A 20,165-nucleotide genomic window follows, 5' to 3' on the forward strand; every position below is an offset into this window, starting at 1 on the left:
CCACCCATTTTGATGTGCGCTCGATCTGAGTTATCTTGTGCAAGTGAAATATTTTAATTTTTAAGAAAGCGTTTCTTTACGAATTTATGACCAAATCATGAGACGTCTTACCGCCTCGACTAGTGAACAAATACTTTTGACTTAATGACCAACCAATAATGTAAGGGGAGGCCGCTCTATGTCTGTATTCAAACGCCGTGATCAAATGGGTTTGTACCAACCGAATTTTGAACACGATGCCTGTGGCGTTGCCTTTGTTGCACACCTCGATGGAAAACCGCGACACGATATCGTGGAAAAAGCGCTTGAAGCGCTTCGAAATCTCGATCACCGCGGTGCCACCGGCGCAGACGAAGCTGCAGGCGATGGAGCTGGAATCCTCATTCAGGTGCCGGACGAATACTTCCGTTCCACGGTGGACTTCCGCCTACCCGAAAAAGGTGAATACGCCGTCGGAATGGCTTTTCTTCCCACCGACAAAAACGAACGTATCGCAGCGAAACAGCGTATTGCTCAACTGATCGAAGAAACTGATCTTGAGCTGCTTGGATGGCGCGAGATTGCGGTAAGCACCCAGACGCTATCGCCAATTTCGATCGAAGCAATGCCGCATTTCGAGTTTCTTTTCGTTACTGGTCGCGCTGGTCAAAGTGGAATCGATCTCGATCGCTATGCCTTTGTGCTGCGTAAGCGTATCCAGAACGAAACGGATCTTTATTTTGCTTCGTTGTCTGCGCGCACCTTGGTATACAAGGGTATGCTCACCACCAGCCAATTGGAAGAAGTGTTTCCAGAGCTTCACGATCCGAAGTTGGCTTCAGCGTTGGCGCTCGTGCATTCGCGTTTTTCAACGAATACTTTCCCTTCGTGGGAGCTTGCCCACCCGTTCCGGTTGATTGCGCACAACGGCGAGATCAACACGGTGATGGGAAATCGAAATTGGATGCGTGCCCGCGAAGCAATGCTTACATCCGATAAATTCCCAGGAAATATGGAAAAGCTATTCCCGATCTGCACTCCGGGTGGCTCGGACTCGGCCTCTTTTGATGAAGTGCTTGAACTCCTGCATTTGGGTGGACGTTCGTTGCCACATGCAGTGATGATGATGGTGCCCGAGGCATGGGAAGGCAATCAAGACATGGATGCCTTGCGGCGAAACTTCTATGAGTACCATTCACTCATTATGGAACCGTGGGACGGCCCTGCGTCTATCACTTTCACTGATGGTTCGATTATTGGCGGAACGCTTGATCGCAACGGTTTGCGTCCCGGACGCTACTGGGTTACTGACGACGGACTGGTAGTTTTTGCCTCAGAAGCCGGTGTACTTGACATTGATCAGACGACAATCGTCAAGAAAGGCCGCCTGCAACCAGGTCGTATGTTCCTCGTAGATCTTGATTCGCACAAAGTGCTCTCTGACGAAGAAGTTAAGAATTCTTTGGCAGCTGAGCATCCGTATGGTGAGTGGCTCGACAAGAACAAGATCGAGCTAGACAAATTGCCTACTCGTGCACATATCGTACATTCTCATTCGTCAGTTACACGCCGTCAACAGGTATTTGGTTATACCGAAGAAGAGCTTCGCCTCATTATTGCTCCGATGGCAAACACAGGTGCTGAGGCAATCGGTTCGATGGGAACTGACACTCCTATCGCGGTGTTGTCAGAGCGTCCACGCCTGATATTCGATTACTTCACGCAGATTTTTGCGCAGGTGACGAACCCGCCGTTGGACGCAATTCGAGAAGAGCTCGTCACTTCGCTAACCACCAAAATTGGTGCAGAAAGAAATCTGTTGACTCCAACGCCGGAATCGGCGCGCCAAATTGTGATGCGCAATCCGATTCTTGACTCTGAGCAGCTCGCCAAAATCGTGCGCTTACGCGAGGGAAACGTGGTTGGGTACTCTTCGCACGTGGTTAAAGGCGTGTATCGGGTCGCTGGTGGACGGCGCGCGCTTGAAGCGAAGATAGACGAGATCTGCCAAGAAGCTTCGGCCGCGATTCGCGGGGGAGCACGGGTAATTGTGGTTTCGGATCGCCATTCGAATGCGGAATTTGCCCCGATTCCATCTTTGCTGCTCACTTCGGCAATTCATCATCATCTTGTTCGAGAAAAGACTCGTACGCAGGTTGGTCTCGTGGTGGAAGCCGGAGACGTGCGCGAAGTTCACCATATTGCCCTTTTGCTCGCGTATGGTGCAGCAGCTGTGAATCCATATTTGGTTTTCGAAACGGCAGAAGATCTCGCTCGACGCGAGCTCTATGTTGATGTTGAACCGCGCAAAGCCATTGCAAATATCGCCAAAGCGCTTTCTAAAGGCGTTTTGAAGATCATGAGCAAGATGGGCGTTTCTACGGTAGCTTCGTACACAGGTGCTCAGCTCTTCGAAGCGATTGGCCTTGATTCTGGTTTGGTCGATACTTACTTCACAGGTACAGCAGCGCGAATCGGCGGTGTGGCACTTGATGAAATTGCCAAAGAAGTTCACATGCGGCACTTAGTAGCTTATCCGGCCGATGGCATTCCGCTTGCCCACCGTGACCTGCGCACTGGTGGTGAATATCAGTGGCGCCGGGAGGAGGAGCATCACCTGCTCGATCCCGAAACAGTATTCCGGCTCCAGCAATCGACAAAGAGTGGCGATTACGAACAGTTCAAGCGCTACACGGCACTCGTCAATAGCAATTCAGAGCGCGTAATGACACTGCGTTCGATGCTGAAATTCAAGGACGTGCAGCCCATTGACATATCTGACGTTGAGCCAGTGGAGTCGATTGTTAAGCGATTCTCAACTGGCGCAATGAGCTATGGCTCAATTTCCGAAGAGGCGCATCAGACTCTTGCCATTGCAATGAATCGTTTGGGTGGCAAATCGAATACTGGAGAAGGCGGCGAAGATTCTGAGCGACTGCACGATCCAGCACGTCGATCTGCGATTAAGCAGGTGGCTTCGGGTCGTTTTGGTGTGACGTCTGAGTACCTCACTTACGCTGACGACATCCAAATCAAGATGGCTCAAGGCGCTAAACCTGGTGAGGGTGGTCAATTGCCAGGCCCTAAGGTTTACCCGTGGGTGGCGAAAACTCGCCATTCAACCACCGGCGTTGGCCTCATTTCTCCTCCGCCACACCACGATATTTATTCTATTGAGGACCTCAAGCAGCTCATTCACGATCTAAAATCTGCAAATCCGCAGGCGCGCGTGCACGTGAAGCTCGTTTCCGAAGTGGGCGTAGGTACGATTGCTACAGGTGTATCGAAAGCTAAGGCTGATGTGGTGCTCATTTCAGGGCACGACGGCGGTACCGGAGCTGCGCCGTTGACCTCGGTTAAGCATGCGGGAGCGCCGTGGGAGCTCGGTTTGGCAGAAACGCAGCAGACGCTGCTGCTCAATGGACTACGTGACCGCATCGTGGTGCAAGCTGACGGTCAGATGAAAACGGGACGCGATGTCGTCATTGCTGCTCTTTTGGGTGCTGAAGAATACGGTTTCGCAACGGCGCCGCTCGTCGTCTCCGGTTGTGTGATGATGCGAGTGTGCCACAAAGACACTTGCCCGGTAGGTATTGCAACCCAAAACCCTGAGCTTCGAGAGAAGTTCACGGGCGATCCGCAGCACGTGATCAATTTCTTCAAGTTTATTGCTCAGGAAGTGCGGGAACTTTTGGCGAGCCTTGGCCTGCGGAGCATTGACGAAGCTGTGGGTCGAGTGGACTTGCTGCGTACCGATGCAGCTGTTGGGCATTGGAAGACGCAAGGAATTGATCTTTCGGCAGTTCTCGCTGGCGCTGAATTACCGCAAGATGTGGCTCGGCGTTGCACGAGCGTTCAAGACCACGGTCTTGATGAAGCGCTAGATCGAAAGCTGATCGAATTGGCGCGTCCTGCACTGGAACGCGGCGAACTAGTGCGGGAATCTGTGCAGGTGCGCAACATCAATCGCACTGTGGGAACACAACTCGGCAATGCGGTAACGCGTGCAACCGAAGGGCGCGGATTGCCTGAGGGAGCCATTGAGTTCACCATGAATGGCACCGGAGGCCAGAGCTTTGGCGCATTTTTGCCACGCGGAGTCACGTTGCGATTGATCGGCGATTCTAACGATTACGTGGGTAAAGGCCTTTCTGGTGGTCGTATTATCGTGACGCCGCCATCAAATGTGCGTTTCGATCCTCGTAAGGAAATCATCGCTGGAAACGTGATTGGCTATGGTGCGACGTCAGGTGAAATCTTCCTACGCGGTACAGTGGGCGAACGCTTCTGTGTGCGAAATTCGGGTGCCACTGCCGTAGTTGAAGGCGTTGGTGATCACGGATGTGAATACATGACTGGTGGCGAAGTGCTGATTCTTGGCTCAGTTGGCCGCAATTTTGCTGCGGGCATGAGCGGTGGCGTGGCTTGGGTGCTTGACCTCGATCCTGCGAGAGTCAATACCGAACTGGTTGATGTAGTGAGCCTTGAAGCTGCAGATATTTCTCGAATTCGCGAGTTGCTTGAACGCCATGAGATCGAGACTGGATCTGATATTGCGCAAGAACTTCGTGGTGCAACGGATACTGAACTGAACCAACGCTTTAAGAAGATTTCGCCTCGCGTGTACGCCAAAATTATGGCGGCAGCTCAAGAAGCAAAAGAACGCAATCTAAGTGAACGTGAAACAACTGACCTGATGATGGAGGTGGCTCGTGGCTGATCCGCGTGGATTTATTACGACGGCACGGGAAGTTCCGCAGCGCAGAGCGATTGCTGAGCGCATTAACGACTGGAACGAAGTTTATCCCGGTACTGTAGGCAGAGCTGTGCTTCCAATTATCGAGAAGCAGGCGAGCCGGTGCATGGACTGCGGAATTCCGTTCTGCAATAACGGTTGCCCGCTTGGAAACCTCATTCCGGAATGGAACGATTTGGTGTGGCGAGGCAAATGGCAAGAGGCACTTGAGCGCCTGCATGCGACGAATAACTTCCCAGAACTGACGGGAAGACTGTGCCCAGCTCCTTGTGAAACTTCTTGTGTGGTGGGGATCAGCCGTGATCCGGTGACCATTAAAAACGTTGAAGTAGCCATTATTGATAAAGCCTGGGACGATCTGCGCGTTGTACCGCAGCAACCAGAATGGCACACGTCGAAAACTGTTGCAGTGGTCGGTTCCGGTCCGGCAGGCTTGGCAGTAGCACAGCAGCTTACCCGCGCCGGCCACACCGTCGTCGTTTATGAACGTGCCGACGAAATCGGAGGCTTGCTGCGCTACGGAATCCCGGAGTTCAAGCTGGAGAAATCGGTGCTTGACCGGCGTCTGAAGCAAATGGTGTTGGAAGGTACGCAGTTTAAGACGAACGTTGAGATCGGTGTCGATATTACCATCGAGGAATTGCGGGATATGTACGAAGCCGTGGTGCTCGCTATCGGCGCAACCATCCCGCGTGGAATGGATGTTCCTGGTGCCAATTTGCGGGGAATTCATCAGGCGATGGAATATTTGCCGCAAGCTAATAAGGCTGCGCGCGGTGTGGAAGTGCCAGATCAGATCAGTGCTGCTGGTAAGAACGTCGTCATTATTGGCGGCGGAGACACCGGTGCTGACTGTTTAGGTACAGCTATTCGCCAGGGTGCTGCATCGATTACTCAGCTGGAAATTATGCCGATGCCGAGTACCGAGCGTCCAGCTCATCAGCCATGGCCAACGTATCCGATGACTTTCAAAGTGGCTTCTGCTCACGAAGAGGGCGGAGATCGCGTGTATGCAGTCAATACGGTTGCTTTTACTGATGACGGTACTGGCGCAGTTTCTGGTTTAGACATTGTGGAAGTCGAGTTCCAAGGTGGACAGTTTGTGCCGGTTCCTGGCACGGAACGGCATCTGGAAGCCGAGCTTGTGCTGCTCGCAATGGGATTTTTAGGACCACAAAAATCGGGGATTATCGATGAACTCGGTCTTGAGCTCGATGCGCGCGGAAACATTGTGCGCAACGAAGACTACGTCACGAGCGTGCCAGGCGTCTTTGCCTGTGGCGACGCCGGTCGTGGGCAGTCGCTGATTGTGTGGGCCATTGCGGAGGGGCGTTCGTGTGCACATGGAGTGGATCAGTTCTTGAGCGGCACGTCTAAACTTCCACGTCCGATTTCTCCGCAATTGCGCCAGCTTATGCTGTGATTGGTAGTTTGCTCCAAGAATCTGAGTCTGTGTTGGTTTCTCGGCATCGATACTGGTAAACGGCTAATAAGTGTGTGTCGGCTCTGTTAAACGTGTTTGAACGCACGCTGCATTTTAATGCAATATCATGCGTTGACGAGTATAGTTATGCTTACCAGAGTTGGTTGGGGGATTAATTGCATGCGCTTTGATAATCCAGCTCGCTGTTTTGAGACGTTGAGGACGGAACGAGTAATACATGTGGCGTGGTAGATATGAACATGCGCTTTGTCAATCGATATACGCACCGCGTATGCTCGTGGAACGTGCCGATTCCTCATTCATATGGAACAGCGATGGAGTGCAGCTGCTCGATCTGACAGCTGGTGGCGGTGCAAATACGCTGGGCTATAACCACCCCAAAATTAAAGATTACGTGGCAAACAACGCGCATAAACTCTTCGAAGCTCCACAATTTCTCGCAACTGAAGAGCAGATCGGGCTCGCGAACGCGATTCAAAGTTGTTTGACCGAATCTGGATATGTGGGTGCGAGTTCACGGGTGCGTTTCACGAGGTCAGGGCACGAAGCGAATCGCGCTGCACTCGAGATAGCGCTCCAGTTCAAGCCGCGCGGCAATATCGTCACATTCTTGCCGGTTCATTCCGATTCGGAACTGTACGGTGTGGTGGCGCCAGTGCACACAAGCGAAACTCTCACGAAAACGGAATCTGTTGGTGCGTCGTCGGCAAATGCCACCCGTATCATTGCTATTCCACCGAGCACTCAAGCCCTAGAATCAGTGGTAGACGAAAATACCGCTGCGATCATCTTCAGCCCTTTTACTCTGAATATGCCCAATGGAGCATTGAACGAGGAGATTTTCCAGCGTTCGAGCGCGCTATGTGAACGTTTTAAAGCGCTCTTGATTATGGACGAAACACATATCGGATTGGGGCGCACGGGCGACTGGTTCGCGCATGCTCCCTACGTCAAAGCCGATATCATCACGCTGGGGCGCGGCTTGGGTGGCGGAGTTCCTTTGGGAGCTACCTTGCTTCTCTCACGGCGGGCAAAACAGGATTCCGATAGGCTTTCGTCCTTGATTCCGGCAGGTAATCCCTTTGCCTTTGATATTTCGATGCTCGTTATTGAAGAAATCCGGGCGCTGTTGATGCATGTCAAAGAGATCGGGAAATGGCTTAAAGATGAGCTTATCGGCCTTGGCTTTGAGGTCAACGGCAGTGGGCTTTTGCTGGGTGTGCGCGTTGGAGACGCCATATCTGCGCAGCAGTATCTCCAAGACCGCGGTTTCGTTGTGGAAACGTTGGCAAATGATCGTATTGTGCTATCTCCACCACTCAATATTTCCATTGAAGATTTACGTATATTTATTGATCAAATGAAGGGACTTGTACACTGACATGGTTAGTATAAATATCCCGACGACGCGTGCGGCCCGGCACGCCAAAATCGTCACCCTTGTTGAACAGCACGGGATTGCTTCCCAGGGTGAATTGCGTGATTTCCTCGCTAAAGAGGGCATTCGGGTTACGCAAGCTACGCTTTCACGTGATTTAGAGGAGCTGCATGCCTTCAAAGAATATGCAGCAGACGGCAAACGCGTGTATCGGATTCCAGATATCGTTGAGCTTGCTGAATCTGAATACGGTGCACGGGCGCAGCTTGAACGATGGGCGCGTGAAGTGGTGACCAGCGCTCAGAGCGTACTCAATCAAGTGGTCGTGCGCACCCCGCCAGGAGCTGCTCAATTATTAGCTTCGGCAATTGATCGTGCGGTGTTTGACGGTGTCTTGGGCTGTATCGCCGGTGACGATACGGTACTCGTGGTAACGGCGTCGGAGGACGTCGCGAAGCGTTTCGTAACCGAAATAATGAAACTAGCGCGCGGCCCGCGAAATGACTAGCTGGCTGCGATTCAGTTTATCAAGCCATACGTAGCAAATTTGTACACAACCTAAGGCGTTCATCAGCATTTGACGCCAAATAAATCCTTGAGCTTTACTCAAACGTTTTCAAAGGAGAGAAAATGTCTGTTAAGTCTGTTAATGATCGCGTAGTGCTTGCCTATTCAGGTGGGCTTGACACATCGGTAGCTATCGGCTGGATTGCCGAGCAAACAGGTGCAGAGGTTGTCACTGTTTCGGTCGATTGTGGCCAAGGTGGCGAGGACCTTGAAGTGATCCGCCAGCGTGCGCTCGACTGTGGTGCGGTTGAGGCCTATATCGCGGACGCTAAAGATGAATTCGCACAAGATTACTGCATGCTCGATTTGCAGGCCAACGGCCTGTATATGGATGCATATCCGCTTGTATCAGCGCTATCGCGTCCTTTGATCGTGAAGCATCTGGTGACGGCGGCACGCCAGTTTGACGCAAATGTGGTAGCTCACGGCTGTACTGGTAAGGGCAATGACCAGGTTCGATTCGAAAATGGCATTACTTCACTAGCGCCTGATGTGACGTGCCTTTCGCCAGTTCGTGACCTCGCTTTGACGCGAGAGTTCGCTATCGACTACGCAAATAAGCACAATCTTCCTATCGAAACCACCCACCACAACCCATTCTCAATTGATCAAAATGTGTGGGGACGCGCCATTGAAACTGGATTCTTAGAGGATCTATGGAATGCTCCGACCAAGGACGTATACAACTACACAGATGATCCAACGTATCCGCCGCTGCCAGATGAGGTTGTTATTTCCTTTGAAAAAGGTATTCCAGTTGCGATTGACGGGGTGAAAGTGACGCCTCTGGAAGCGATTGTGGAGATGAATCGCCGTGCAGGTGCGCAGGGAATTGGCCGAATCGACATCGTCGAAGATCGCATGGTTGGAATCAAATCGCGTGAGATTTACGAAGCTCCTGGTGCGATGGCGTTGATCGAAGCTCATAAAGAGCTTGAGCGCGTGACGATGGATCGTGAACAGGCTCGTTACAAGCAGCGTGTGGCTCTGCGTTGGTCTGAACTGGTTTATGAAGGGCAGTGGTTCTCTCCGCTCAAGCGTTCGCTTGATGCTTTTATTCGCGACACTCAAGAGTACGTCACGGGCGATATTCGCATGGTGATGCACGGTGGGCGAGCAGTTGTGACTGGTAGAAAGTCGGAGACCTCTCTGTATGACTTCAATCTGGCAACGTATGACGAGGGCGATTCTTTCGATCAAAGCTATGCGAAGGGCTTCATCGAGATCACGGGCTTGACGTCCAAACTGGCCGCTGCTCGCGACGTGAAATTCGGCAAAGGCGAAGCAATGCCCAAGCTCAACCTCTCATGATTGAGAATTGAGCCTTAGCGGATCGAGCCGGTAAGGCTCAAACTCATTCGGATCGCCGCGCGGCGGTAACCATTCCAATACGTGAAAGAATGAACCTGTGAACGAGACAATCCAGACCCAGTTAGAGCATCGCACAATTCGTGAATTCACTGATGAAGCGATTAGCCCTGGTCTGCTTGCAGATTTAAAAAATATTGCAATTCGTACGGCCACGTCGCGCGGTCTTCAACAGGCGTCGGTGATTCGCGTAACCGATCCGCAACTGCGCCTGAAATTAGCCGAGATCGGACAGCAACCTTATGTTGCCCGCGCCCCTGAGTACTGGTTGTTCATTGTGGACGTGCACCGCAATATTCGTATTTTGCAAGAACGCGGTGAGAATATTGACGGCGCACGCACAATGGACGTCTTTGTTGAGGCTTTTACCGATGCATGCTTGATGGCGCAAAATGTGGTTAATGCTGCGGAGTCTTTGGGGTTGGGAGCAAATTTGCTTGGAAATGTGCTCAATGATCCAACAGCGGTTATTGATGTGCTGCAACTTCCTCACTACACATTCCCGGTGGTGGGATTGACCTTCGGTGTGCCCAATCAAAGCCCGCAGCTCAAACCCCGAATGAGCTCCGAATTTCGATTTATGGAAAACAGTTATGAGGATCGTGAATCGTGGCTCGAGAGCTTGGCTGATTACGATCAGGAGCTCCAAACCTACTACGACTTACGCGACGCTAGCCGGCATGTCGATTCTTTTACTGATCAGGTCTCACGTGCTCTTGCTGGTGTGCGGCGCAAGCGCGCTCAAGTGATCGCCGATATTGCAGCACAAGGATTTCTCACTGCGATTTCCGAAGAATCCAATAAGGGATAAAAGTTATGACTGAACATATTGCTCTGTGGGGCGGACGCTTTTCAGGTGCGCCTGCTGATGCGCTCACTGAACTGTCGCGTTCTACGCATTTCGACTGGCGACTCGCTCGTTATGACATCGCTGGTTCCCGTGCCCACGCGCGTGCTTTGCACCGTGCAAATCTTCTTGACGACGCCGAGTTGGCTGCTATGCTTGCCGCTTTAGATTCGCTTGATGCGGACGTAGCTGCTGGGGTCTTTACTGCTTTGCCTGACGACGAAGATGTACACACCGCCTTGGAGCGCGGTCTACTGGCGAAAGCGGGCGGTGAGCTGGGCGGAAAATTGCGCGCTGGACGCTCGCGCAACGATCAGATCGCAACTTTGATTCGTATGTACTTGCGTGACCAAAGCCGGAACGTAGGCGCAAAGCTTTTGGACGTCGTCGTGGCGCTTATCGGTCAAGCCGAACGCGCTGGGGACGTCATCATGCCTGGTCGGACGCATATGCAGCACGCTCAGCCGGTTTTGCTTGCCCACCATCTACTCGCACACGTGTGGCCAATGTTGCGCGATGTGCAAAGGCTCGTGGATTTGGATAAGCGACTTGCCATTAGTCCCTATGGATCAGGTGCTTTAGCAGGTAATACGCTGGGTTTGGATCCTGAAAAGGTAGCTTTAGAACTCGGTTTCGATTCCGCCGTCTGGAATTCTATCGACGGAACTGCTGCGCGCGATTTGGTAGCCGAATTCGCATTTGTGATGGCGCAAATAGGTGTGGATTTATCGCGCGTCAGCGAAGAAATCATTATTTGGAATACGAAAGAATTTTCTTTTGTGCTCCTTGATGACGCATTTTCAACCGGTTCGTCGATCATGCCGCAAAAGAAAAATCCCGATGTGGCTGAATTGGCACGTGGTAAAGCTGGGCGGTTAATCGGCGATCTTATGTCCTTGCTCGCGATGCTCAAAGCTTTGCCGCTTGCGTATGACCGTGACCTGCAAGAAGACAAAGAACCTGTGTTCGACCAAATCGACACCTTAGACGTGCTACTGCCAGCAGTTTCGGGCATGATCGAAACGATGCAGCTCAATTATGAGCGGATGGAACAGCTCGCTCCGCAAGGTTTTTCATTGGCGACGGATATTGCTGAATGGCTGGTCAAAGAGGGTGTTCCGTTCCGTCATGCGCATGAGATTTCGGGTGCGTGTGTGGCTGAATGTGAGCGTCGGGGTATCGAACTATGGGATTTGAACGATGAGGATTTGGCGCGTATTGATTCGCGTCTAAGGCCACAGGTACACGAAGTGCTTTCGGCTCAGGGTTCGGTTGCAGCGCGCAATGGTCGAGGTGGCACGGCTCCTGAGCGGGTGCGCGAGCAGCTTGCTGAAGCGAAAGTCCAATACGAAGAGCTGCGAAAATTTACGACGTCGGTGCCATCGGTAGGCTGATGCGGCAGGTAGGCTCGGGCAAGTAGCAATAAAAGGCGAGTAACTAGCTCGGGTGAGGCTGCGGCGTCGTAAGGCGACGTCGTCGGAAAGAAATTCGTGTTCTTACGTTTCGTAAGGCAAAATAGCATTACGTATGAATAACTACAATGGAAAGGGTTCAAAGTGACGGACGTTCTTGAAGAGCTTCGTTGGCGTGGGCTTATCGCCCAACATACCGATATTGACGCACTCTCGGAGGCGTTAAACTCTGGACCGATCACGTTCTATTGTGGTTTTGATCCAACCGGGCCGTCTTTACATCATGGGCATTTAGTGGCGGTGAAGGTTATGCGACACTTGCAGATGGCAGGGCACAAGCCACTGGTTTTGGTTGGTGGAGCTACTGGTCTCGTGGGTGATCCGCGGGCTAAGGGTGAGCGCACTCTCAACGAACGTGAGACAGTCGCGCAGTGGGTAGAGTCGCTGCGTGCGCAATTGGAATCGCTGCTCGATTTTGAGGGTGACAATGCTGCGCGCACTGTCAATAACTTCGACTGGACTGAGGAGATGTCGGCTATCGACTTCCTGCGTGACCTCGGTAAGCATTTCCGAATGGGCACGATGCTTTCCAAGGACATCGTGGCGCGGCGTCTCAATTCCGACGAGGGAATCTCTTACACCGAATTCTCCTACCAAATTCTTCAAGCTAATGACTACCTTGAGCTGTACCGTCGCTATGGTTGTACGCTCGAAATTGGTGGAAATGACCAGTGGGGGAATCTTGTTGGCGGAATGGATTTGATTCATAAGGTCGAGGGTGCTTCGGTGCATGTGCTCACGAATCCGCTGATCACAAAGAGTGACGGAACGAAGTTTGGAAAGACTGAGGGCGGGGCTGTTTGGCTCAATCCGCAGATGTTGAGTCCGTACAAGTTCTATCAGTTCTGGCTCAATACTGCCGACGACGACGTGGTCACGATGCTCAAGGTGTTTACGTTCCGCAGTCGCGAGGAGATCGAAGAGCTTGCGACGGCGGTGCAGGAACGTCCTCATGCCCGTGAGGCACAAAAGGTATTGGCGCAGGACGTTACGACTTGGGTGCATGGCGCTGAAGCTACTGAGCGGGTCAAGCAGGCATCGGCTGTGTTGTTCGGACAGGCTGATCCAGCGATTCTTGATGAACAAACTCTTGCTGATGCGGTTGCCGAATTGCCAAGTGCCGATGTGAGCCTTGGCCAGGCACTCACTGATGTGCTGGTTGACCTTGGACTCGAAAAAGGCAAGGGCGCAGCGCGGCGGACTATTTCCTCAGGCGGCGTTTACATTAATAACGAAAAAGTTCTTGATGAAGAGCGAGTGATCGCTGAGGCCGATGTGCTTGCCGGTGGGGTAGTGCTGGTGCGCAAAGGCCGTAAGAATCTCAATGTTCTTCGTATCCGGAACTGAGAGCGTCGCAAATTTTGTGACTAAAGGATGCTTAGTTAAACGGTCAAATTAGATTGATGTGATCTTTGATCGGTGAGTTGGGGTTTCGCCTAAATAAAGGCGAAACCCCAACTCATATGTGCGTGTGAGTAGCGACACCGCGTGATAGTTTGACCTAAGTTCGTCTAAGTTTGTAAAGTTTTATCCGTCGCCAAGAGCGAGTGAGAAGCGATTGACGCAAACTGATCTGAATGAAATTCGGAAGTTTGTAGCTGTCTTACGAATCTTGAATGTCCACGAATTAATTTGTTCGGAGAAATCTGCGCTTATTAGGTCTTGACATTCACTGGCGATCGGCCTTAAATTGGTCATTACCTCTTTGGCAAGGAATCCTCTTTTTGTGGGGTTGTTTGTTGGGTGTGGGTTTGTTGTTTGGGATCTCAATAGTGTGTCAGCTTTTTATGATATGTTTTGTTGTCTGGCTGGTTGGGGCTGCTGTTTGGTGGTTTTGGCTGGTTGGGTGATGTTTTTTGGCTGGCTGGGTGCTTCTGCTGTTTGGTGGGGGTGTTTGGTTGGCTTTTTTGTTTTTGTTGAGTCTGTTTTGGGCTTTTCATGTATGGATTGGATGCTTCTGCTGCTGTTGTGGTGGTGGGGGTGTTTGGTTTTTTGTGGAGAGTTTGATCCTGGCTCAGGACGAACGCTGGCGGCGTGCTTAACACATGCAAGTCGAACGATGAAGCTTCTCGCTTGCGGGGGGTGGATTAGTGGCGAACGGGTGAGTAATACGTGAGTAACCTGCCCCTGTCTTTGGGATAAGCCTTGGAAACGGGGTCTAATACTGGATATTCTGCTGTTCTCGCATGGGGATGGTTGGAAAGATTTTTTGGATGGGGATGGGCTCACGGCCTATCAGCTTGTTGGTGGGGTGATGGCCTACCAAGGCTTCGACGGGTAGCCGGCCTGAGAGGGTGACCGGCCACATTGGGACTGAGATACGGCCCAGACTCCTACGGGAGGCAGCAGTGGGGAATATTGCACAATGGACGCAAGTCTGATGCAGCGACGCCGCGTGGGGGATGAAGGCTTTCGGGTTGTAAACTCCTTTTAGCACTGAACAAGGCTTTTTTGGGTTGAGGGTAGGTGTTGAATAAGCGCCGGCTAACTACGTGCCAGCAGCCGCGGTAATACGTAGGGCGCGAGCGTTGTCCGGAATTATTGGGCGTAAAGAGCTCGTAGGCGGTTTGTTGCGTCTGCTGTGAAAGACCGGGGCTTAACTCCGGGGCTGCAGTGGGTACGGGCAGACTAGAGTGCGGTAGGGGTAACTGGAATTCCTGGTGTAGCGGTGGAATGCGCAGATATCAGGAGGAACACCGATGGCGAAGGCAGGTTACTGGGCTGTTACTGACGCTGAGGAGCGAAAGCATGGGGAGCGAACAGGATTAGATACCCTGGTAGTCCATGCCGTAAACGTTGGGCACTAGGTGTGGGGCCTTATCCACAGGTTCTGTGCCGTAGCTAACGCATTAAGTGCCCCGCCTGGGGAGTACGGCCGCAAGGTTAAAACTCAAAGGAATTGACGGGGGCCCGCACAAGCGGCGGAGCATGCGGATTAATTCGATGCAACGCGAAGAACCTTACCAAGGCTTGACATGCACTGCGATGTTCTAGAGATAGGGCAGCCTTCGGGGTGGTGTACAGGTGGTGCATGGTTGTCGTCAGCTCGTGTCGTGAGATGTTGGGTTAAGTCCCGCAACGAGCGCAACCCTTGTCTTGTGTTGCCAGCACGTTATGGTGGGGACTCACGAGAGACTGCCGGGGTTAACTCGGAGGAAGGTGGGGATGACGTCAAATCATCATGCCCCTTATGTCTTGGGCTTCACGCATGCTACAATGGCTGGTACAGAGGGTTGCGATACTGTGAGGTGGAGCGAATCCCTTAAAGCCAGTCTCAGTTCGGATTGGGGTCTGCAACTCGACCCCATGAAGTCGGAGTCGCTAGTAATCGCAGATCAGCAACGCTGCGGTGAATACGTTCTCGGGCCTTGTACACACCGCCCGTCACGTCACGAAAGTTGGTAACACCCGAAGCTCATGGCCTAACCGCGTTTGTGGGGGGAGTGGTCGAAGGTGGGATTAGCGATTGGGACGAAGTCGTAACAAGGTAGCCGTACCGGAAGGTGCGGCTGGATCACCTCCTTTCTAGGGAGCCCTGTTTTTGTGGTGGCCACTGTTGTTGTGGTGGTTGCTTTTTGTTTTGGGGTTTTCTGTGGGTTGTTGTGGGAAGTTGGCATGCTGTTGGGGTTCGGGATAATTGGTTCCGTGCTGCCTGTGTCTGGATATCGCTGTTGTGTGGTGTTTGGGTGTGGTGTTGGTGTGGTGGTTGAGAATTGTATAGTGGACGCGAGCATCTTTGGTTTTTTGTAAGTGTTTAAGAGCGTTCGGTGGATGCCTTGGCATGTAGAGCCGATGAAGGACGTTGTAGCCTGCGATAAGCCTCGGGGAGTTGGCAAACGAGCTGTGATCCGAGGGTGTCCGAATGGGGAAACCTGGCCAGAGTTATGTCTGGTTACCTGCGTCTGAATGTATAGGGCGTGTGGGGGTAACGTCGGGAAGTGAAACATCTTAGTACCGGCAGGAAAAGATATTCTGTGAGTAGTGGCGAGCGAAAGCGGATGAGGCTAAACCGGGTGTGTGTGATAGGTATCAGCTGTTGCATGTCCGGGGTTGTGGGATGCGTTTGTGGGTCTTCTGATAGGGGCCCGGGGAGTGAGAAAGTTGTGGTGTAGGTGAATAGGTTGGGAAGCCTGACCGTAGAGGGTGATAGTCCCGTAGGTGAAACATTGCAGCCTCCCTAGAGTGTGTTCCCGAGTAGCACGGGACTCGTGAAATTTCGTGTGAATCTGCACAGACCACTGTGTAAGCCTAAATACTCTGCGTGACCGATAGTGGATAGTACCGTGAGGGAATGGTGAAAAGTACCCCGGGAGGGGAGTGAAATAGTTCCTGAAACCGGACGCTTACAATCCGTCAGAGCCTTCTTGGTGGGGGTGATGGCGTGCCTTTTGAAGAATGAGCCTGCGAGTTAGTGGCATGTAGCGAGGTTAACCTGTGTGGGGTAGCCGTAGCGAAAGCGAGTTTTAAAATGCGTTGTAGTTGCATGTTCTAGACCCGAAGCGGGGTGATCTACCCATGGGCAGTGTGAAGCACGTGTAAGAGCGTGTGGAGGCGCGAACCCACTTCAGTTGAAAATGGAGGGGATGACCTGTGGGTAGGGGTGAAAGGCCAATCAAACTCCGTGATAGCTGGTTCTCCCCGAAATGCATTTAGGTGCAGCGTTGCGTGTGCTTTGTGGAGGTAGAGCGACTGGATGGCCGATGGCCCTGACCGGGGTACTGACGTCAGCCAAACTCCGAATGCCATAAAGTTGAGCGTGGCAGTGAGACTGCGGGGGATAAGCTCCGTAGTCGAGAGGGAAACAGCCCAGACCATCGGTTAAGGCCCCTAAGCGTGTGCTAAGTGGGAAAGGATGTGGAGTTGCTGTGACAACCAGGAGGTTGGCTTAGAAGCAGCCATCCTTGAAAGAGTGCGTAATAGCTCACTGGTCAAGTGATTCTGCGCCGACAATGTAGCGGGGCTAAGTACACCGCCGAAACCGTGGCAGCAAGAATATTTTTTGTTGGGTAGGGGAGCGTCGTGCGTGAGGTGAAGCAGCCGTGTGAATTGCTGTGGATTTCGTACGAGTGAGAATGCAGGCATGAGTAACGAATGATGGGTGAGAATCCCGTCCGCCGAATGACTAAGGGTTCCAGGGCCAGGTTCTTCCGCCCTGGGTTAGTCGGGTCCTAAGGCGAGGCCGACAGGCGTAGTCGATGGGCAACCAGTTGTTATTCTGGTACCGGTGAAAGACCGATCAATGTTGAAGCTTGTGATACTAACCATCCTTGATGCTGTGTGATCCTTTCGGGGGTTGTGTGGTTGATGGCGTGGGATCTGAACTTGTGTGTAGGCAAGCGTGTTAACAGGGGTGACGCACAGTGGTAGCTTCCGCGTGGCTAATGGCTTGCCACGTTTAACAGCGCAGCCCGTTCCTTAGGTAAATCCGGGGGACATGGAGGGTGAGGCTGGATGATGACCCAATTTTTTGGGGAAGTAGGGTGATCCTGTGGTGCCTAGAAAAACCTCGACGCGAGGTCTGAGCCGCCCGTACCCTAAACCGACACAGGTGGTCGAGTAGAGTATACTAAGGCGTTCGAGTGAATCGTGGTTAAGGAACTCGGCAAAATGCCCCCGTAACTTTGGAAGAAGGGGGGCCTGATCCTTGAAGATCTTTACGGTCTAGGGGTGATGGCCGCAGAAACCAGGGAGAAGCGACTGTTTATCAAAAACATAGGTCCGTGCGAACACGTAAGTGGATGTATACGGACTGACGCCTGCCCGGTGCTGGAAGGTTAAGAGGAACGGTTAAAACCCTTTGTGGGTTTGAAGCTGTGAATTTAAGCCCCAGTAAACGGCGGTGGTAACTATAACCATCCTAAGGTAGCGAAATTCCTTGTCGGGTAAGTTCCGACCTGCACGAATGGCGTAACGACTTCTCCACTGTCTCAACCGCGAACTCGGTGAAATTGCATTACGAGTAAAGATGCTCGTTACGCGCAGAAGGACGGAAAGACCCCGGGACCTTTACTATAGCTTGGTATTGGTGTTTGGTACGGTTTGTGTAGGATAGGTGGGAGACTGTGAAGCATGCACGCCAGTGTGTGTGGAGTCATTGTTGAAATACCACTCTGATCGTGCTGGATGTCTAACCTTGGACCATGATCTGGTTCAGGGACAGTGCCTGGTGGGTAGTTTAACTGGGGCGGTTGCCTCCTAAAAAGTAACGGAGGCGCTCAAAGGTTCCCTCAGCCTGGTTGGTAATCAGGTGGCGAGTGCAAGTGTACAAGGGAGCTTGACTGTGAGACTGACAGGTCGAGCAGGTGCGAAAGCAGGAACTAGTGATCCGGCGGTGGCTTGTGGAAGCGCCGTCGCTCAACGGATAAAAGGTACCCCGGGGATAACAGGCTGATCCTGCCCAAGAGTTCATATCGACGGCATGGTTTGGCACCTCGATGTCGGCTCGTCGCATCCTGGGGCTGGAGTAGGTCCCAAGGGTTGGGCTGTTCGCCCATTAAAGCGGCACGCGAGCTGGGTTCAGAACGTCGTGAGACAGTTCGGTCCCTATCCTCTGCGCGCGTTGGAAACTTGAAAAGGGCTGTCCCTAGTACGAGAGGACCGGGACGGACGAACCTCTGGTGTGCCAGTTGTACCGCCAGGTGCATGGCTGGTTAGCTACGTTCGGAAAGGATAACCGCTGAAAGCATCTAAGTGGGAAGCCTGCTTTAAGATAAGGTTTCCATACAACCTTTGGGTTGTGTGAGGCCCCCTATAGACCATGGGGTTGATAGGCCAGACGTGGAAGCCCGGTAACGGGTGAAGCTGACTGGTACTAATGGCCGATCACTTACAACAAAACAAGTTTCAAAGACTGTTTCGCGTCCTCTATACAATTCCCGACCACCAAACCATGAAGCATGGTGTTGATTGTCCAACCGTTTTGACGGTGGTCATAGCGGCAGGGAAACGCCCGGTCCCATTCCGAACCCGGAAGCTAAGCCTGCCAGCGCCGATGGTACTGCACCCGCGAGGGCGTGGGAGAGTAGGACACCGCCGTCACCCAAACCACTGGCCCTGGAAACACAATGTTTCCAGGGCCAAAAAACACCCAAAACAAAAACACACACGTGTACTGAAACCACACACACCAGCCCGGCCATAATTCAGTAAATCAACGAACACCCAACCCAAACCTGATCATAAAAAACAAGTGGTGCCCCACAACCCACAAGCCACAGGACACCACACATCAAGTTTTAGAGCTAGATACTTATACCCACACAGCTGCACCTGAGCGCGAATCGAAATAGTACAGCTCATCGACAATGGGATAAACACAGTAGTCGACATTTGGCGCTACAAGTACATTTCGGGGGAGCAGTATTGCTACTCGTTTACCATCGTCAGTTTCGTCCGCAGTGTGCACACCGCCGTACAAAAATGCCTGGTTTCCGAGCTGCTCAACGATCGTCGTCTTTACGACGACGTGTGGATCGCTCTCATTGGCTGGTAACCATGATTCAGGTCTGATACCGATAGTAATCTCTTTATCGACTTGCGTGAGCACAGTGCGAGGTAGACGGATAGGGAAATTCCCCAAATACACTGTTCCATCGTCGACGATGGGAAGTGTGAAGAACGATATTGCTGGTGAACCGATGAAACCAGCAACAAACATATTCGCTGGATGCTTATACAGGTTCGTAGGTGTATCAATCTGCTGAAGATGACCATCGGCGAGAACTGCAACGCGGTGCCCCATAGTCATCGCCTCAACCTGATCATGGGTTACGTATATCGTGGTGACGCCTAATTCTCGCTGCAATGAAGCAATCTCAGCGCGCATCGTTACGCGAAGCTTTGCATCGAGGTTCGAAAGCGGCTCATCCATACAAAATACTGTAGGCTTGCGCACGATAGCTCGTCCCATGGCAACGCGTTGGCGCTGTCCACCTGATAAAGCGCCGGGTTTACGGTCTAACAGATCGTGTATTTCAAGCAATCGCGCCGCCCATTCGATCCGTTCTTTAATCTGAGGCTTAGGAACCTTTTGATTTTCGAGAGCGAAGGCGAGGTTCTGCGCTACTGTCATATTCGGATATAGAGCATAGCTTTGGAATACCATCGCTACGTCGCGGGCTTTGGGGCGCAGGTTGGTAATATCACGGTCACCTATGAGTACTTGACCTGAGTCAAGTGGTTCGAGACCAGCAACCATTCTTAAAGAAGTGGACTTTCCGCAGCCAGATGGGCCGACGAAAACAACACACTCACCGTCGTCGATATGAAGGTCAAGGTGATCGACGGCGGGCTTACTAGCCCCAGAATAGATACGTGTTGCCTGATTGAGCGTTACACTGGCCACGGAAAGTCCC

Annotated in this window: 10 protein-coding genes and 3 rRNA genes; 11 read left to right on the plus strand and 2 right to left on the minus strand. The window is 52.3% G+C overall.

The features are described from left to right. Positions 1-178 precede the first annotated feature (178 nt). The 8 genes from gltB to tyrS all read left to right on the plus strand — a co-directional run bounded on the left by gltB (position 179) and on the right by tyrS (position 13,158). Positions 179-4,699 (plus strand): glutamate synthase large subunit, encoded by a 4,521-nt coding sequence (gene gltB, locus JOD55_RS05735; protein WP_204399099.1) that lies wholly within the window; start codon positions 179-181, stop codon positions 4,697-4,699. Beyond that, positions 4,692-6,158, plus strand: coding sequence for a glutamate synthase small subunit (locus JOD55_RS05740; protein WP_204399100.1), 1,467 nt, complete (start codon positions 4,692-4,694; stop codon positions 6,156-6,158). The genes gltB and JOD55_RS05740 overlap by 8 nt, the downstream gene beginning before the upstream one ends. Before the next feature lie 292 nt (positions 6,159-6,450). After that, positions 6,451-7,560 carry an aminotransferase class III-fold pyridoxal phosphate-dependent enzyme gene (locus JOD55_RS05745; protein WP_204399101.1) on the plus strand — a complete coding sequence of 370 codons (1,110 nt, stop codon included), beginning with the start codon at positions 6,451-6,453 and terminating at the stop codon, positions 7,558-7,560. A gap of 1 nt (position 7,561) precedes the next feature. Further along, the gene (locus JOD55_RS05750) at positions 7,562-8,065 is read left to right on the plus strand and encodes an arginine repressor (protein WP_204399102.1); all 504 of its coding nucleotides are present in this window, start codon (positions 7,562-7,564) and stop codon (positions 8,063-8,065) included. 122 nt (positions 8,066-8,187) lie between these two features. Then, positions 8,188-9,435, plus strand: coding sequence for an argininosuccinate synthase (locus JOD55_RS05755; protein WP_204399103.1), 1,248 nt, complete (start codon positions 8,188-8,190; stop codon positions 9,433-9,435). A gap of 97 nt (positions 9,436-9,532) precedes the next feature. After that, positions 9,533-10,303, plus strand: a complete 771-nt coding sequence (locus tag JOD55_RS05760; protein ID WP_204399104.1) for a nitroreductase family protein — start codon at positions 9,533-9,535, stop codon at positions 10,301-10,303. A gap of 5 nt (positions 10,304-10,308) precedes the next feature. Continuing rightward, entirely contained in the window at positions 10,309-11,733 is a 1,425-nt protein-coding gene (argH, locus tag JOD55_RS05765; protein ID WP_204399105.1) for an argininosuccinate lyase, read from the plus strand. A gap of 162 nt (positions 11,734-11,895) precedes the next feature. Then, positions 11,896-13,158 (plus strand): tyrosine--tRNA ligase, encoded by a 1,263-nt coding sequence (tyrS, locus tag JOD55_RS05770; protein WP_204399106.1) that lies wholly within the window; start codon positions 11,896-11,898, stop codon positions 13,156-13,158. A gap of 419 nt (positions 13,159-13,577) precedes the next feature. Here the strand turns inward: tyrS and JOD55_RS05775 are convergent, their stop codons facing one another. Next, positions 13,578-13,751 carry a hypothetical protein gene (locus JOD55_RS05775; RefSeq protein ID WP_204399107.1) on the minus strand — a complete coding sequence of 58 codons (174 nt, stop codon included), beginning with the start codon at positions 13,749-13,751 and terminating at the stop codon, positions 13,578-13,580. A gap of 51 nt (positions 13,752-13,802) precedes the next feature. Here JOD55_RS05775 and JOD55_RS05780 point away from each other — a divergent pair. The 3 genes from JOD55_RS05780 to rrf all read left to right on the plus strand — a co-directional run bounded on the left by JOD55_RS05780 (position 13,803) and on the right by rrf (position 18,849). Further along, positions 13,803-15,336 (plus strand): 16S ribosomal RNA (locus tag JOD55_RS05780). A gap of 219 nt (positions 15,337-15,555) precedes the next feature. After that, positions 15,556-18,645, plus strand: a 23S ribosomal RNA gene (locus JOD55_RS05785). Positions 18,646-18,732: 87 nt separating this feature from the next. Next, positions 18,733-18,849 (plus strand): 5S ribosomal RNA (rrf, locus tag JOD55_RS05790). Together the 16S, 23S and 5S rRNA genes form the textbook arrangement of a ribosomal RNA operon. 211 nt (positions 18,850-19,060) lie before the next feature. Here the strand turns inward: rrf and JOD55_RS05795 are convergent. Continuing rightward, positions 19,061-20,155: an ATP-binding cassette domain-containing protein gene (locus tag JOD55_RS05795; protein WP_204399108.1), complete on the minus strand. Its 1,095-nt coding sequence runs from the start codon at positions 20,153-20,155 to the stop codon at positions 19,061-19,063. Positions 20,156-20,165: the final 10 nt, after the last annotated feature.

Origin of the sequence: Arcanobacterium pluranimalium (assembly GCF_016907845.1) — a bacterium.
Taxonomy (GTDB): domain Bacteria; phylum Actinomycetota; class Actinomycetes; order Actinomycetales; family Actinomycetaceae; genus Arcanobacterium_A; species Arcanobacterium_A pluranimalium.

What these genes read in the sequence shown, in the direction of transcription:
- gltB (WP_204399099.1), top strand. Translation starts at nt 179, where the DNA reads ATGTCTGTATTCAAACGCCGTGATCAAATGGGTTTGTACCAACCGAAT.
- JOD55_RS05745 (WP_204399101.1), top strand. Translation starts at nt 6,451, where the DNA reads ATGCTCGTGGAACGTGCCGATTCCTCATTCATATGGAACAGCGATGGA.
- JOD55_RS05750 (WP_204399102.1), top strand. Translation starts at nt 7,562, where the DNA reads ATGGTTAGTATAAATATCCCGACGACGCGTGCGGCCCGGCACGCCAAA.
- JOD55_RS05755 (WP_204399103.1), top strand. Translation starts at nt 8,188, where the DNA reads ATGTCTGTTAAGTCTGTTAATGATCGCGTAGTGCTTGCCTATTCAGGT.
- argH (WP_204399105.1), top strand. Translation starts at nt 10,309, where the DNA reads ATGACTGAACATATTGCTCTGTGGGGCGGACGCTTTTCAGGTGCGCCT.
- JOD55_RS05775 (WP_204399107.1), bottom strand. Translation starts at nt 13,751, where the DNA reads ATGAAAAGCCCAAAACAGACTCAACAAAAACAAAAAAGCCAACCAAAC.